This window comes from Endozoicomonas sp. ALE010 (assembly GCF_049310165.1).
GTDB lineage: Bacteria > Pseudomonadota > Gammaproteobacteria > Pseudomonadales > Endozoicomonadaceae > Endozoicomonas.
Window position 1 is genome coordinate 63,567 of the sequence record NZ_JBLYNV010000012.1, and the last position, 14,949, is coordinate 78,515.

At 50.1% G+C, this 14,949-nt stretch carries 13 protein-coding genes and 1 pseudogene; 4 read left to right on the forward strand and 10 right to left on the reverse strand.

All coding sequences use genetic code 11. The annotated features are described in order from the left end of the window. Nucleotides 1-345: 345 nt before the first annotated feature. Nucleotides 346-1,407 (forward strand): ankyrin repeat domain-containing protein, encoded by a 1,062-nt coding sequence (locus ACO6UY_RS07570; protein ID WP_422467103.1) that lies wholly within the window; start codon nt 346-348, stop codon nt 1,405-1,407. A gap of 247 nt (nt 1,408-1,654) precedes the next feature. On the opposite strand, the gene ACO6UY_RS07575 is transcribed toward ACO6UY_RS07570, so the two are convergent. The 5 genes and pseudogenes from ACO6UY_RS07575 to ACO6UY_RS07595 form a co-directional block, all read right to left on the reverse strand. Next, nucleotides 1,655-2,239, reverse strand: a complete 585-nt coding sequence (locus tag ACO6UY_RS07575) for a BON domain-containing protein (protein ID WP_422450905.1) — start codon at nt 2,237-2,239, stop codon at nt 1,655-1,657. Between the two features lie 40 nt (nt 2,240-2,279). Continuing rightward, nucleotides 2,280-2,864: a phosphoheptose isomerase gene (locus tag ACO6UY_RS07580; RefSeq protein WP_422450907.1), complete on the reverse strand. Its 585-nt coding sequence runs from the start codon at nt 2,862-2,864 to the stop codon at nt 2,280-2,282. 98 nt (nt 2,865-2,962) lie between these two features. Next, nucleotides 2,963-3,337, reverse strand: coding sequence for a YraN family protein (locus tag ACO6UY_RS07585; RefSeq protein ID WP_209201170.1), 375 nt, complete (start codon nt 3,335-3,337; stop codon nt 2,963-2,965). Beyond that, nucleotides 3,315-5,294: a penicillin-binding protein activator gene (locus ACO6UY_RS07590; RefSeq protein WP_422450909.1), complete on the reverse strand. Its 1,980-nt coding sequence runs from the start codon at nt 5,292-5,294 to the stop codon at nt 3,315-3,317. Before ACO6UY_RS07590 ends, ACO6UY_RS07585 begins: the two co-directional genes overlap by 23 nt. A gap of 166 nt (nt 5,295-5,460) precedes the next feature. Further along, nucleotides 5,461-5,649, reverse strand: a pseudogene (locus ACO6UY_RS07595) (transposase); the annotation flags it as partial. Between the two features lie 278 nt (nt 5,650-5,927). Between ACO6UY_RS07595 and ACO6UY_RS07600 the strand changes: the two are divergent. From ACO6UY_RS07600 to ACO6UY_RS07610, 3 genes are all read left to right on the forward strand, one after another. Further along, nucleotides 5,928-6,578 carry a hypothetical protein gene (locus tag ACO6UY_RS07600; RefSeq protein ID WP_422450911.1) on the forward strand — a complete coding sequence of 217 codons (651 nt, stop codon included), beginning with the start codon at nt 5,928-5,930 and terminating at the stop codon, nt 6,576-6,578. Between the two features lie 38 nt (nt 6,579-6,616). Beyond that, nucleotides 6,617-7,573, forward strand: coding sequence for a hypothetical protein (locus ACO6UY_RS07605; protein WP_422450912.1), 957 nt, complete (start codon nt 6,617-6,619; stop codon nt 7,571-7,573). Between the two features lie 553 nt (nt 7,574-8,126). Next, nucleotides 8,127-9,065 (forward strand): hypothetical protein, encoded by a 939-nt coding sequence (locus ACO6UY_RS07610; RefSeq protein WP_422489513.1) that lies wholly within the window; start codon nt 8,127-8,129, stop codon nt 9,063-9,065. A 12-nt stretch (nt 9,066-9,077) separates the two neighbouring features. Here the strand turns inward: ACO6UY_RS07610 and ACO6UY_RS07615 are convergent, their stop codons facing one another. From ACO6UY_RS07615 to ACO6UY_RS07635, 5 genes are all read right to left on the reverse strand, one after another. Beyond that, nucleotides 9,078-10,103 (reverse strand): hypothetical protein, encoded by a 1,026-nt coding sequence (locus ACO6UY_RS07615; protein ID WP_422450915.1) that lies wholly within the window; start codon nt 10,101-10,103, stop codon nt 9,078-9,080. 184 nt (nt 10,104-10,287) lie between these two features. Further along, nucleotides 10,288-12,654, reverse strand: a complete 2,367-nt coding sequence (locus ACO6UY_RS07620; protein WP_422461195.1) for a hypothetical protein — start codon at nt 12,652-12,654, stop codon at nt 10,288-10,290. Nucleotides 12,655-12,719: 65 nt separating this feature from the next. Next, nucleotides 12,720-12,854 carry a hypothetical protein gene (locus ACO6UY_RS07625; RefSeq protein WP_422489515.1) on the reverse strand — a complete coding sequence of 45 codons (135 nt, stop codon included), beginning with the start codon at nt 12,852-12,854 and terminating at the stop codon, nt 12,720-12,722. Between the two features lie 88 nt (nt 12,855-12,942). After that, nucleotides 12,943-14,208 (reverse strand): histidine kinase dimerization/phospho-acceptor domain-containing protein, encoded by a 1,266-nt coding sequence (locus ACO6UY_RS07630; RefSeq protein WP_422489517.1) that lies wholly within the window; start codon nt 14,206-14,208, stop codon nt 12,943-12,945. Then, on the reverse strand, nt 14,208-14,885 hold the full coding sequence (locus ACO6UY_RS07635; protein WP_422489519.1) for a response regulator transcription factor: 678 nt from the start codon (nt 14,883-14,885) through the stop codon (nt 14,208-14,210). The genes ACO6UY_RS07630 and ACO6UY_RS07635 overlap by 1 nt, the downstream gene beginning before the upstream one ends. Between the last annotated feature and the right edge of the window lie 64 nt (nt 14,886-14,949).

Consider the following 14,949-nt stretch of genomic DNA (forward strand, 5'->3'; position numbering starts at 1 on the left):
GCCGGGGGCTACCACCCATGGCCCTTGCCGATTGGTCTAAAAATTTCCGATTTTTTATCCTCAATTTTCTGCCATCCCCGCTAAGGGCGCTTTTCTACACCAGACCAGACAATGAGGTGATCTATGGAATCAATTAGCAGGTTTTTTGGATTGTCCTCCTATCAGCGATTTGATCAACCCGGTTCTGCCAATTCCAGAGCAAGCTTTGCCAATCCCTACAATGAGCCCGAACCACTGGCGGCCTGCAGGGTCGGTGATCTCGGCCGTCTGGATAGGGAACTGCAAAAGCACAGATCTATTGTTTACCAGGATTACCGATCCAAAAAATCCGGGGATATCGTTTCCTTGCTGGTTATTGCAGTTGCTGGAAGTCATGTTGAGCTGGCTCGACTACTGATCGGTCAAGGGGCTTATGTTGACTATGTCACTAAAGATGGGTTCACGCCGCTCAGATATGCTGTGCAAGCAGGTCATGTTGAGCTGGCCCAGCTGCTGATCGGCAAAGGGGCTTGTGTTAACCAGGCTGGTAACAAAGGGTACACGCCGCTCTATGATGCTGCGACAAAAGGGTATGTTGAGCTGTCCCGTCTGCTGATCCACGAAGGGGCTGATGTTAACCTGAAAACTAAAAAGGGGTACACACCACTCTCTACTGCTACGGAAAAAGGGCATGTTGAGCTGATCCGGCTGCTGATCGACAAAGGGGCTGATGTTAACGTGGCTACTTATAAGGGGACTACGCCGCTCTATTTTGCAGTTAAGGAGGATAATGATGAGGTGGCCCGGCTACTGATTAGCAAGGGGGCTAATGTTAACCTGAAAACTAAAAAGGGGTTCACACCACTCTCTCATGCTGCGGAAAAAGGGTATGTTGGGCTGATCCGGCTGCTGATCGACGAAGGGGCTGAAGTTAACGTGGCTACTTATAAGGAGACTACGCCGCTCTATTTTGCAGTTCAGGAGGATAATGATGAGGTGGCCCGGCTACTGATTAGCAAGGGGGCTAAAGTTAACCTGGCTACTGAAGACGGGTCCACGCCGCTCTCTTATGCTGCGGAAAAAGGGTATGTTGGGCTGACCCGGTTGCTGATCAACAAAGGGGCTGATGTTAACCTGGCTACTAAAAAGGGGGCCACGCCGCTCTTTTATGCAGCTCAGAATGGTAATAATGAGATTGTCAGACTCTTATTAGCTAATGGAGCAGACCCAGAGAAAAAATTGAAAATATTGAACTTGGGGCGTTATTCTTTCACCAAGGCACCTCTTAGTGCCGCCCTGGTCAATCGCGGAGACAAAGAAACTGTGAAAATGATAAAAAAAGCCATAAGAGAAAGAAAAATCCATTCATCCAGTGAATGCTCATCATTGCGTGCTGGTCAAAATGCTTCTTACGGTGCAATTCGATAAGCGGGTATCAGTTGTGTTGACCGGCTTCCAGCTCATCAAAAAAACCTAAGTAGCTAACCATATGAAATCATATATTTCTGACTCCTTGTTCAGGCACTCTGCTTCGTTACAACTGCGGTCACATAGCTATGGCTATGCTCCCTCCGTTGTGCCTCGCATAGCACCTGCCCAAGTAGCCAGAAATATATGATTTCATATGGCCAGCTACTTACCAATCGAAAGTTCGATGGGTATTTCTCTATGCTGATTATTGAACGTACTCAAACACCTTTACGACTCGTGAGACTCCGTAGGTATTGGCGGCAATCGATACGGCCTCCTGTGCCATTTTGGGAGTAATGAGTCCCATCAGATAAACCGTTCCCTGTTCTGTATTGATTTTGATTCTGTCAGCGACAACGGCTTCATTGGTCACCATTGAGGTTTTGATTTTGGTGGTTAACCAGCTGTCGTTACTTTGCACCAGGATATCGGCGTTCGGGCCAATTTCCAGCTCATTGTAGACTTGACGGACCTTTTCCACCCTCTGTGCAGTCTGACCAGCCAGCCTTTTCAGGTTTGCGTTGGGAACCTGGCCAATAAGCAAGACAGTACCGTTAAAGCTGATCACCTTGACTCTTGACCCTCTCAGGGCCGGATCTGCCTTGTTAATGTTCACAGCGGTGACGGTTTCAATGGTCTGGTCATCTACCCAGGACCCCCAGGTCCGTTTGCTGTTATCAATGTTGACAGGCTCTTCGTTAACGGAGTCAATCAGCGCGGCGCAACCACTTAACAAGGTCAGTAATCCGGTGAGCAGACAGGTGGAGAGCGCAATGCCGATAGGTTTCATGATGACCCTCATGCATAGTGAAAAATTAAGGTTTGCCAGGTTATTCAGCGGAAAACAGGAACTCATCAATCAGATCGCACAGGCAATGAATAACCAGGGTATGCACTTCCTGTATGCGCTGTGGGCTTATGTCGGGCACCCTGATTTCCACCTCTTCCGGGTGGAGCAGGCGCGCCATGTCGCCACCGTCTTTGCCGGTCAGGGCGATCACCTGAATGTTCCTGTCATGGGCGGCCTGTATGGCCTGAACCATATTGGGGCAGTTGCCGTGGGCTGAGATGGCCAGCAGTATGTCACCTTCATGACCCAGTGCCCGTATCTGTTTAGAGAACACTTCGTTGTAACTGGAATCGTTAGCGATGGAGCTCATGGTCAGGCTGTCTGCGCAAAGTGACAGGGCTGGCAGGGCAGGGCGTTCACGATCAAACCGGTTAAGCAGCTCAGAAACAAAGTGCTGGGCATCGCCGGCTGCGCCGCCATTGCCACAGGCCATGATTTTTCCCTCGTTCAGCAGAGATTGAACCATCAGCTCTGCGGCGTCGGCAATGAGCGGAGGGAGCGTATCGGCCGAGCGGATTTTGGCGTCGATGCTGTCGGAAAAGTGTTGCGTTATACGTTCATGCATGCCTGAAACCTTGAAATGAAAACCATCCGGTTTTCTTTCTTCTGAAGTCGCTCTTCTGAACAGCGATCAGAAGATTTCTCTGCTTCTAAGATCATTTCTTAAAAAGCACTTTTAATCCATTTTAAGCTGTTTTGCCCTGTGCCGTCATGATTGTCAATGGATATTGCATCAAATCGACAGATCCTGTGGCTGTGCTGGCGGTATTTTTGCAAATAAACGGCGGCGGTCTTGCGAATTTTCTGTTGCTTGGTTCGGTCAATTGAGCTGGCGGCATTACCGAATTGGACATGGCTTCGGGAGCGAACTTCGACAAAAACCAGGGTGGCATGGTCCAGCATAATCAAATCCACTTCACCGGCTTTGCAGGCAAAATTTCTATGCAAAAGGGTCAGTCCCTGCTGCTGCAAAAACAACAGGGCGCTTTTTTCTGCCTCGGCACCCTTTCTGCTACTAAGGTTGAGCTTCCAGGGCATAGAGGGCGGAAGTAGTGGTGGTTGCTGGTTTGGTCACTCTGTTTTTCACAGAGGTGACACGTTCCGGGGTTTTGGGCTTCACGATAGGGAGTGGCGTGAGTCGGCCATTCCTGAATATTTGCCACGAGAGTTCACGACGGACTTTTCCACTCGGAGCAATACTCAATGATCCGGTCATTCCCGGCAGTTGGCTGCCTTGCAGGTTTGCCAGTTGCTGGAGTCTTGGGTAGAGCCTGTAGGCATCGGCACCCAGCGCGTAAAGTGTGCCCAGTTGGCCTTTGGATTGTTGCCACAGGGTATTGATCTGTTGTTCCAGCGGGTCTGGTGTTCCGGGAATTAACCACGGCATGACAGGAACCCGAATCCCGTCCATATCCTGATCCTGACTGGTATTGGTAATGCCTGAAAATGCGCTGGATGTTGCATAGACCGGAACATTGCGCGCGTATTGATAGGCCAGGGCAGGTTTGATCTGTCTTGCTTCCTGGGGGCTGGCACCAATAAAGACCATGTCCACGTCCTGGCGTCGACGAGCCTGGAATCCCAGCTCTTCACCCAGAACACGGTTCAGCTGTCTGGCTCTCGCTTCGCTTTGATCGGTGTGCAACAGGCTGCCAGCCAGGGTACTGAACTGGGTTTGCGGGTCAAATTCGCCGGAGCCGACAACTTTACCGCCGAGCTCTGCCCATCGGGCCGTAAAAGTGGCGTTGATTTTCTTGCCCCACTCGGTGTTCGGCGTAATGATAATGGCCGTCATGTGTCCATCCAGTTTGCCTCGTTCAGCGGCCATAATGGCTTCATCTTCTGCCGAGAGCCCGAATTGGTAGAGACCCGCACGATACCCGGCCGGTGTTGCCGAGGTGCCATCAACGGACAGCGGGTCGGCTGCGTCCTCAATATAGTTCAGCGCCAGAACCGGGATACGGTTGGTAACATCACTGTTGATCGCTTTTACCCGGCTTTTACTCAGAGGGCCAATAATCAGCTGTGCTCCCTCCTCAATGGCCCGGGTGGCGAGATCGTTGATATCGGTGTCCTGGGTATTATAAAACTGAAGTTCCGGGAGAGGTTCTCCGGACCCCATGGCTTTATAGTGAGAGGCCAGCAGGCCGTCTCTAAGGGCTTCACCGACCTTGCTCAGCCTTCCGGACAGGGGCAATAGAAGAGCGATTTTGTCAGGACGCCTGGTTGAGCTGCTCTTCAGGGTTTCAAAGTCCCCGGGCAGATACTTGTGCGCCGGATGGGATGACCAGTCCCGCTTCCACTGTTCAAGTCCGGCCAGTTGCTGATCCAGGCTGCGACCGGTTTGATAGATTATGGCCAGGGCCAACCAACCTTTCAGTTTTTGTGACTTTTCCTGTTGATACAGGCTGTCGAGCCGCTCTGCCGGGACATGCAGGAGTGTCTGCCAGAAACTGTCGTAATGGGGTTCACGTTCTGCTTCTGTCAGGTAGGGGCCAGCCAGCAGCCACTCATCCAGGGAAGCCTGATATTCACCAAACCTGGCATAGGCCAGTGCTTTCAGAGTATGCGCCCGGGCATTAATGGCAGTGCTGTTACTGACAATAACCGCCTCGCGATCAAGCCACTCAAACACCGCCCAGTCCTGACTGTTGATCTGGGCAATTTGAGCCTGCTGAACCGCCAGTTCCGCCTGGATTGGCTTGGGCAGTTGCTGGTACGGCATTTGATCCAGAATCTGCTGTGTGCGGGTCGGTTCCTTACTCATAAGCTCTCTGGTGATGGCAAGCGTCCGGGTAGCTCGCTCCGGGTAACTGAGTCGCGCTGCCTCGGCCAGCTGCTGGTCGATGCTTTTGATCGATTTTGCGATTGGCACAAGTGGGCTTTTGGGCTGTGATGAGCAGGCAGTCATCAGTGCAGGAATCAGCGCAGCGATAGCAATGGCTGCCAGCTTTCGGGGCAGGCTGTTACTCAGAGCGGTTGTATAAGTCATCATTTGCAGTCGTGGGCCAGGGGGGCTTTATTAGTAGCTTCGATTGTACACAGGCCATGGAATCGACACTATAGGTTATGGCTATTGTTGGTTCGAATTTATTTAACGTGAGTTCGACGCTCAGAAAGCCATCGGTACACGTTCTGTTAGTGTAGAAACATCAATATGATGCTGTCAGCCCCTTTGGCTTCATGTTCTTTCTCACTTTCGTTACCAGATTTAAGCCTTTCTCTTTCAACCAAGCCACTAACTTTTCTGAAATATAATCCTTATACCCATAGAGCCAGCCGGTTAAATCTTCAATGAGATCTGGTACTGGCTTTCGGTTGTCTGTGTTAGCCGTAGTCAAACAGAAAGTGGGATATGGAACTCGAATTACCGGATGGCGTGATCCTCCACATGCGACGCTGATCATGTTTTTCCCGGAATCACAGGTACTGCATCTGGAGTAAGCGCCTGGAGCAAGGGCAGTTCCATTCTCATCCTGATCATGTCGCCAGGCAGTTACTCGCATTAACGGATCTTAAAATGATTATTGATGGCATTGATACCCGCTCAGTCCGTTACCACAAGCGTTATGTAAAATCTGATATATCGGCCAGCAAACATTCTGAATAGTGTCTACAGTCAAACGCTATGACTCTTTTGGAAAAAGCACCTGTGCCTGCCACTCAGCTTTCTCACCTGCAACAGCTCCAGGCGTTGTTGCATGAACAGAGATCTGTCGCTGAGTTCCTGAAACAGGAAAACGCATCTCTCAAACATCAGCTGGACTGGTTTAAACAACAGTTGTTTGATGAAAAGTCTGAAAAACGGTTGATCGACAATCCGAATCAATTTGCATTTGGCGAGATCCTCCAGGGCGTTGGATCTGAGCAGCCACCAGAAATGGAAACCATTACCTGCGAGCGCAGAAAAAAATATCGACCTGATGGCTGTGTCACTGACCAGGGGTTACGCTTCACAGAAGGCGTACCGGTTGAACTGATTCATATCCCTGCACCTGAAATGCAGGGTAAAAATGCTGACCAGTATGAAACCATTGATTACAAATACACTCACCGTCTGGCGCAGAGGCCAGGCAGTTACGTCATCCTGAAATACCAGCGAGATGTCGTTCGCCACAAGGCAGACCAAACCCTGAGCACGGCAGCAGCACCCTCCGGCCTGTTTGATCGTAGCTTTGCCGATGTAAGTTTTATTGCTGGCACGCTGGTTGAGAAATATCGTTACCATCTGCCTCACCTAAAAGAAATTGAAGGTGTGTTACTTACCAACTGCTTATGAGAGATAACATGGATATTCTTCGGACAGGTTTGAATACAATGTCAATGGGCGATCATATGCCTGTAAACTCTCCCCAAAGTGATAAGGGCTCAAATGCAGGCGAGGGTATATCTATTCCAGAGATGCAACAAAATGCGGAGTCGTCTTTTCTGAAGTCTCGCACAATTGTTAGCGTAAATTGTGAAAATAAAGTTGAACAGCCATTAAAAACGATGGCTGAAGGCAGCCGCAAAGAGGAAGATACTCTAGAGAGGGTACACTCACCCGCTTCATATTATTCGTTAGCCTCCTGCCCTTATCCATTTATCAAGGAGAATGCCATATCTGGATATTGTTTTGACATAGATGGTGTTCAGTATGAAAGCTTAGAGCAAGAAAAAGCTTTTCCCCTTTTAACTGAATCAGCGATCATTGGCGACATTCCTGAAAAGAATAAGACTTTGTATCAACAATGTTTTGAGTCCAGGATTGTACAAATATTGCAAAAAGGTGTTGCAGGTTGTATCTCATACAGGCAAACGGACAAAATACGTAATTGGTGGGGATCTGGTGAGGTAACTCTTGGAGCGAGTTGTCATATGCTAGCTAATTATTTGGCATTCGGGATAAATTATTACGACGATATCGATCGTACCCATGCACAATGGGAGGACTGGTATATGTCTTTGCCAGAGGCAAAAACACTCCCCTTCGACCCGGCAAGCCCCCTAAAGGGCGATATTGTCCAGTTTTGTGAAACCTCTGTTGATGGCGTTGTTAAACCAATACACTCTCAATTTTATCTCGGGAACTCGTTGTATATATCTGCATTTGGTTGTCTGTCAAATATAGCGATTCATAAGCTCGAGGAAAGTATCAGTAGATATAGTGAACAATTCAACACGATTCGCATTGTCAGAAGAGATAAAACAGAGATCGATCCAGTCCCTGAGTGGATTAACTGTCCTCAATCTGACTCATTTTTTCCTTTGATAGCCAGGTTTGTCGAAAGATAGAGTCATATATGGTCTGCCACGCATTGCAAGGAAATGTTTCACATATTCCCTGATCTGTCGTTCACTCAGGTTGTTATGCAGTGGTAGCAATTCCTCACGGGCCAGATAAATTTTACCCAGTTCCGTACGAAGTTCCGGGTAATCTACCCACCCTGTGGTTAAAGTCCTGTTCAAGCTGGAGCCTCTGTTGGCGTCTCGCAATAAGCCTCTATATCGTTCCAGTATTGCTTTTCTATCCAGTCACGGGCGGCTCGCTCCCTGTTATTGGCAGGAATCAGTTTTGCCTGAGGCCGACAGGCATGGAACCAGCACAGAGAGTGTTCAAATAGCGTGTCGAACTGACGGTTATTAATCTGTGATCACAATGCATACCCAGCGGGGCCGGTGGTTAATCATGTCCCGGATGGCTCCCGGAGGGGGATCGATCAGGTTAAGTGGTATCAATTGTCAGGTTTGCTTACTTCTTCGTCACTCAAGTTTTGGTAATGACAAAGTAAGATACTCCAAATGCCCAACCATTGTTGGGTTGTGACAGCTATTCAGGGAAGACAATATGGGTGTTGCTATCAGTGAAGGTTATGTGCAGTTTTCCGGTCGTGATGCTGCATCCTGTATCTACAATACCGGCAAGGGATTGGGCAGGCTTAAAGGATTTGCCTATTGGCTGTTTCGCTGGAAAGTGACGGTGCCGGAATCCGATTTGGTCCAGCAAATCTGGGATTTGCGTGATGCCAGATTTATCAAGTCTTACCTGGACAGCAGGCGCGTAACATTGGTGGGTGAAAACCACTTCAATACCTTGCCAAAGCAACAGTATCACAATAGCTGTGCGGCAAGGTGCCTGCAGCAAGCAGCTTATGAGCTTGGTATAAATCAAATACCCAACAATAGACTCTATCAATTTAATGGTCAGTCCATTCTGGACAGAAGTGCTGAGGCGGCGATTTATGCAATTACCGGCAGGCTTGTCAGTGGTAATGGGGAGTTGCAGCCTGATCTTCTTGGAGACCTGAATAACGGCCCTGCTTCTGGTCCGGTGGGTATCAGGAATGCTACCAGACTGCTTGGGCTTGATAGTCGCTTATATTGCTCATCATGGCTTACCGAGTGGTATTTCGGGCAGAGAGATCCTGTATGCTGGAGAGAAATTAAAAAATATTGTCCGGTGCATCGCACTTCACCGCCGAGGTTGTGCCGGAATGAGCGGCTGCTTGTACATGTTTGCAATTACTCAATGCTCGGTCTGGATGATCATGGTCTCAAAGTCAGGCGGGATCACTATATTATGCAGCGGCCAGATGGCAGTTGTTATAATCCGGACACAGGAATCAACTACCCTTCCGTGAAAGCCTACGCCAGGCGAACGGGAATAAGGCCCAGTGGTGTTTATATGCTGGTCAGCGATAAAGATTCCTATGCAACACTGCCTACCCTTAAAAGCAGGGCAGGTAATGTTGGAACAGGCAGGGGGACTTTTGCTGCTGGTGGTTAAAACTAAACGCTTCTAATACCTCCTTGTTATCCGGGCAGGAATTTTCGACTCTCCTGCACTCAATCCCAGCTGAGAACAAAAAATATTTCTTTCGCGCCACCAGCCTCCCCGTTCATATTCCCTGACCACCGCATCCGGAGTGACCGGCTGGCCATTCAACAGCAGATTTCTCAGGCAACATGCCTCTTTGAAGCGTGCCAGTTCCAGTGTTGCCCCGACTGACTGATAATTCTTAACCACTTCATCCGGAGTGATCGTCTGGCCATTCAAGGGCAGATGTCTCAGGCAACATTCTGCCTTGAAGCGTGCCTCCTCCAATGTGGCCCTGACGGCCCGGAAACCCTTAACCACCGCATCCGGAGTGACCGGCTGGCCATTCAGCGGCAGCCTCCTCAGGCAACATTCTGCTTTGAAGCGCGCTATCCCCAGGGGTGCCTTGGCGGCTTGAAAACACTTAACCACCAAATCCGGAGTGACAGGCTGGCCATACATTGTCATCCTCCGCAGGCAGCATTCCGCTATGAAGCGCGCCAGCGGCAGTGCTGCCCCGGTTGCCTGATAACCCTTAACCACCGCATCCGGTGTGACCTGTTGACCATGCAACGGCAGTCTTCTGAGGCAACATTGATCCAGAAAGCGCGCTATCGCTAATTTGTACTTATGATTTCGGTCTGGCATCCGGGTGAATTCCTGAATGACCTGATCCGGAGTAATCTTTCTTCTGTTACATCGCATGTTCCGTAAGCAGAGCTTTTGCAGGAAGAAGCCGCTTCTAAGAGAACTGGTGTCCATTCCATAAACGGTAAGTACATCAGCCGGGGTTATTTTACGTTTTTGTAATGGTTTTTTTTCCCAAAAGGCATCCTCAACATCTTTGCCATCCGGGGGAACGGTGGCACCTCCATAATACTGATGGCTGGTGACTCTTTTACCGTTAAAGGTACTTTCGAAGCGGTCAGGAAACCGGCTTGAACCGGCTTGTTGATCAACCCGGCTGGCAGGCCCCGGGTGATAGTAAGCTGAGGCTGTTGCTTGCAAAATAATCCCCTGACTACAAATAACGACATTTGACCTCAATATAACTGTCAGGTTCCATTTATTTTGTGCTGGGGAAGGGCATCAAACATACCACTCTTTGCTACAACAAAAAGTGGTTAATGAGCGGTAGTCTATTTCTTTAAGTATCATTATCGATATTTTAACTGGCGTTACTTTCATGAAATCATGAAATACTTAATGTTAACTGAGATTTTGCAGACAATGGCAGATGAGAATAAAAAAAATCTCGATCGTGCAACCAGCCTCCCCGTTCATATTCCTTAACCACCTCATTCGGTGTGACCAGCTGGCCATTCAACGGCAGACCCCTCAGACAAAATTCCGCCTTGAAGTGTGCCAGCTCCCGGGTTGCCCTGACGGCCCGGTAACCCTTTACCACCTCATCCGGTGTGACCAGTTGGCCATTCAACGGGAGTTGCCTCAGGAAACAGGCCGTTTTGAAGCGCGCTATCCCCAGTTTACCTTCCAGACTATTCGGGAATTGCTTGTCCAGCTCATTCGGTGTGAACTGCTGGCCACTCAACGGCAGGCCTTTCAGGTAACATGCCGCTCTGAAGTACGATAACTCCAATTTGGCCTGAAGTGCCTGATAGTGCTTAATCACTGTATCCGGTGCAACCTGCTGGCCACCCAACGGTAAGCCCCTCAGGCAGCATTCCGCTTTGAAATACGCCATTCTCAGTTTGCCATCCGGACTCACCGGGAAACCCTTGACCACCTCATCCGGTGTGACCTCCTGGCCATTCAACAACAGCCCCCTCAGGCAACATTCCGCTTTGAAACGTGCCAGCTCCAGTGTCGACCTGGCGGTCTGAAAATCCTTAACCACCTCATCCGGCATGACCTGCTGGCCATTCAACGCCAGGCCATTCAGGCAACATTGCTCTTTAAAGTGCATCGCCCCCAGTTTGCCTTCCGGACATTCCGGGAAATCCTTCATCACCTCATCCGGTGCAACTTTATGGCCATTCAACAGCTGGCCCCTCAGGCAACACTCTGCTTTGAAGCGTGCCAGTTCCAGTGGGGCCCTGGCGGACTGATAATCCTTAACCACTGAATCCGGTTTGACCTGCTGACCATTCAACGCGAGGCCCAAAAGGCAACATTGCCCCTTAAAGCTGGCCAGTTCCAGTATTAATTTGGCGGCCTGAAAGTCCTTAACCACCGCATCCGGTGTGACTGGCTGGCCATTCAATGGCAGGTTTTTCAGGCAACATTCGGCTTTGAAGCGCACTAATTCCAGTGTTGCCCTGATTTCCTGAAAGTCCCTGGCCACCTCATCCGGTGTGACCTGCTGGCCATGCAACAGCACCCCCCTCAGGCAACATGTCTCTTTGAAGCGTGCTTTGCCCAGTTTGCCTGCCGGGCTGTCCGGGAACTCCTTATCCACCTCATCCGGGGTGACATGATGGCCATGCAACGGCAGACCTTTCAGACAACATTCTGCTTTGAAGCGCACCAGCTCCAGAGTTGCCCTGGCTGCCCGAAAATCCTTAACCACCGCATCCGGTGTGACATGCTGACCATTCAACGTCAGGCCCCTGAAACAACAATCCTCTTTGAAGCGTGCCTGGTCCAGTGTCGTATTGGCTTCCTGAAAATCCCTGGCTATTGCCCCCGATGCAAGCTGCTGGCCATTTAAAGACAAGCCCTTCAGGTAACATTCAGCTTTGAAACGTGCCAGCTCCAGTACTGCCCCGGCGGTCTCATAATCCGTAATCACCTCGTCCGGTGTGACCTGCTGGCCATTCAACGGCAGGCCTTTCAGGTAACATGTCTCTTTGAAGCGCGCCAGCTCCAGTGTCGCATTGATGGCCAGATAACCCCTGGCCACTGTATCCGGCGTGACTTGCTGGTCATCCAACGCCAGCCCTCTCAGGTAATATTTCTCGTTGAAGCGCGCTACCCCCAGTCTGCCTTCCGGACTATTCGGGAAACCCTTAACCACCTCATCCGGTGTGACTTCCCTGCCATTTAACGGCAGGTGGTTCAGGCAACATTCCTGCTTGAAACGGGCTAACTCCAGTGTGGCATTGGCCGCCTGATAACCTTCAACCACCGCTTCCGGTGTGACCTTCTGGTTATTCAACAACAGACCTCTATGGCAGCATTCCGCTTTGAAGCGTGCTATCGCCAATGCCTGCTTGTTGCTTTGAACTGGTTCCCGGTTGAGTTCTTGCATGACCTGGTCTGCGGTAATCTTTTTATTGCCATGTAGAATGTTCTTCAAGCAAAGTTTTTGCAGGAAGAGGCCAGGCCTTAGAGAGCTCTTGTCATATTTATAATAAGCTTGAAGCACCACCGCCGAGGTCACATGACGCCCGTTTAATGGTTTTCTTTTCCAAAAGGCGTCCTCAATCCATTTGCCTTCATCCGGGGCAGTGGTTTTCCCTCTGTTAGACTGAAGATTTGATATTCTTTTACCGATAAATGTGCTGCCGGAGGGGGCAGGAATCCCGTTGGAACCGGTTTGTCGACCAACCCGTAAAACAGGCTTTGGGTGAGAGTAGGTTAATGCTGTCGCTTTCAAGATAAACCCTGCACACTTGGCTATAAACACCGCCTTTCGACCTTAATATGATTATTTGGTTCCATTTATGGTGTTGTGGGGGGAGGGGTAAACATCCCTCTATATCCAAAAAGTTGCTGCTGAAGATCATCAAGCAAGCGGCCAATATTCTTTTCTTCGTTCAGCGTAATGATAACAACGCTCATCGGCATATCAGTCATGTGAATGTCCTGTTCACTCATGTGTTTATCGATATGCGTAGATTACCCATGGACGTGTAAAAAAAGGGTGAAAGGAATTGGAAAATATTCAAGAAAAACCGATTTCGGCCAGACAGCCGCGTCCCGCATGGTTGGCAAGGGTAAACGTCCAGCCATAACGACGGGCCAGATCATCGACAATCAACAGGCCAAGCCCGTGCCCGTTTTTACGAGGAATGTCGCCCAGTCCGGGGCCGTCATCTATCACCTGTACACCCTCCCTGCTGACCTGAATGGTGATTTCCCCATCAGGTGTTATGGCTACCGCGTTACGAATCAGATTACCCAGCACCATATTCAAGACAGCAGGTGTCGCGCGAATTTCCGGTTCGTCAGTAAAGGTAAGGACAGTACGCAGCTGTTTACCTCTGGCAGCCGAAGCATTGACTGCGATAATGGCCTCTATCTCCGTTTTGGTCACTGTACGCAACGGCGCATCATCCATATTGCGCTCGTAACGCACCATAGCCAGCAGCGCATCAACCATGGTACCCATCTGCTCGATAGCATCGGTGATGCGCGTTACCTGTCGTTCCTGAAATGCTGTTTTCTCGCCACGGGACAGCAGTTTCGCTGCCCCCTTGGCAACAGTCAGCGGTGTCCGCAGTTCATGGCTGGCATAGCGGGCAAAGGCCTGCTCCCGCTTCAGGGTCTGGTGCAGATCAAGACGGTACTGATTCAGATGGCGCGTTAACGTTTTGAACTCATCAGCAGCCAGGCGGGAGACGGTAAACTCGGCGTTGGAATCACCGGTCTGCCTTTCCAGCTGTTCGGCAATGGCATTCAGTGGCGCGATCAGGTTTTTGGAGAGCCGGTAGAGCAAAATACCAAACAGAGCCATTAGCAAAAAGACCAGACAGATAACGATCGAACTGATAGAGATGATTTCCCACTTGCCCAACTCAACGCTGTCAACTTTTGATACCAGCACCAGATCGTGCTTGCCGTCTTGATCGGAGTAACTGCCTTTGTAAAGCAGATCGCCGCCAGCACCATTAAGCGCAGCGACCTCTCTCAAGTGATGCCTTTCGTTACGAAGTACTACCTGATAAACCTGCGGCAACAGAGACATATCGTTGTATGCCACGGTCTGGACATCGAGCGTGATTTTGCCACTTTCCCCCGTCTGAAAGCGTGCAATCGCTTCATCACGATCAATCAGCATGCGCCGTTCACTCACCCGATCCTCCGACCAGCGCAACGCCCAGTGCACCATGCTGAAAGTGCCGATACCGACAAAAATCGAGATGGCAGCAAAAAAAGCGGCCAGACGACCGGTCATGGTTTTGGTGCTGACCAGATAACGAATGGGCATCACACTTCCTCTAACCGGTAGCCGACCTTGGGAATGGTCACTAACATCGGCGTGGCAAAGGGTTTGTCCAACTGGCTGCGCAGTTGATAGATATGGCTTCTCATAACATCACTGCCGGGTTCGTCATCATCGTCCCAGAGTTTTCGGGCTATCTCCTGGCGGGTAACAACTTCTGGTGCCTGCTGGCAGAGAAGCTCCAGTATTGTGTAGGTGGTCGGGTTCAACGTCAGTAACTGACCATTGCGATAGGCCTGCCGCGTCTTCTGATCGATATCCAACGATTTGAAGGTAATCGTGGAGGGCGCGGTTTTACCGTGGTAACGGCGGATCAGCGCATTCATGCGCGCCTCCAGAATCTCAAGATCAAAGGGCTTGGTCAGGTAATCATCCGCCCCGTGCCTGAAGCCGTTTAGCATATCCTCCCGATTATCCAGCGCGGTCAGCATCAATACCGGCGTACTGTTGCCCGCATCGCGCAGTTTGTTGCAGACAGTAAGGCCATCCATCCGGGGCAACATAAGATCAAGCAGGATCAGATCAAACTTCTCGGCCATCGCCAGCTGCAAACCCTGCTCGCCATTATCGGCATAGTCCAGCTCAACACCCAGGCTCTCAAAGTAATCAAAAATAACACCTGCCACTTCACGGTTATCTTCAATCAGCAGTATTCTTTCCACTGGCCGCTCCACAATAAAAACCAGAATAAAAAAAGGGACTCAACTATTGAGTCCCCGCATAAAG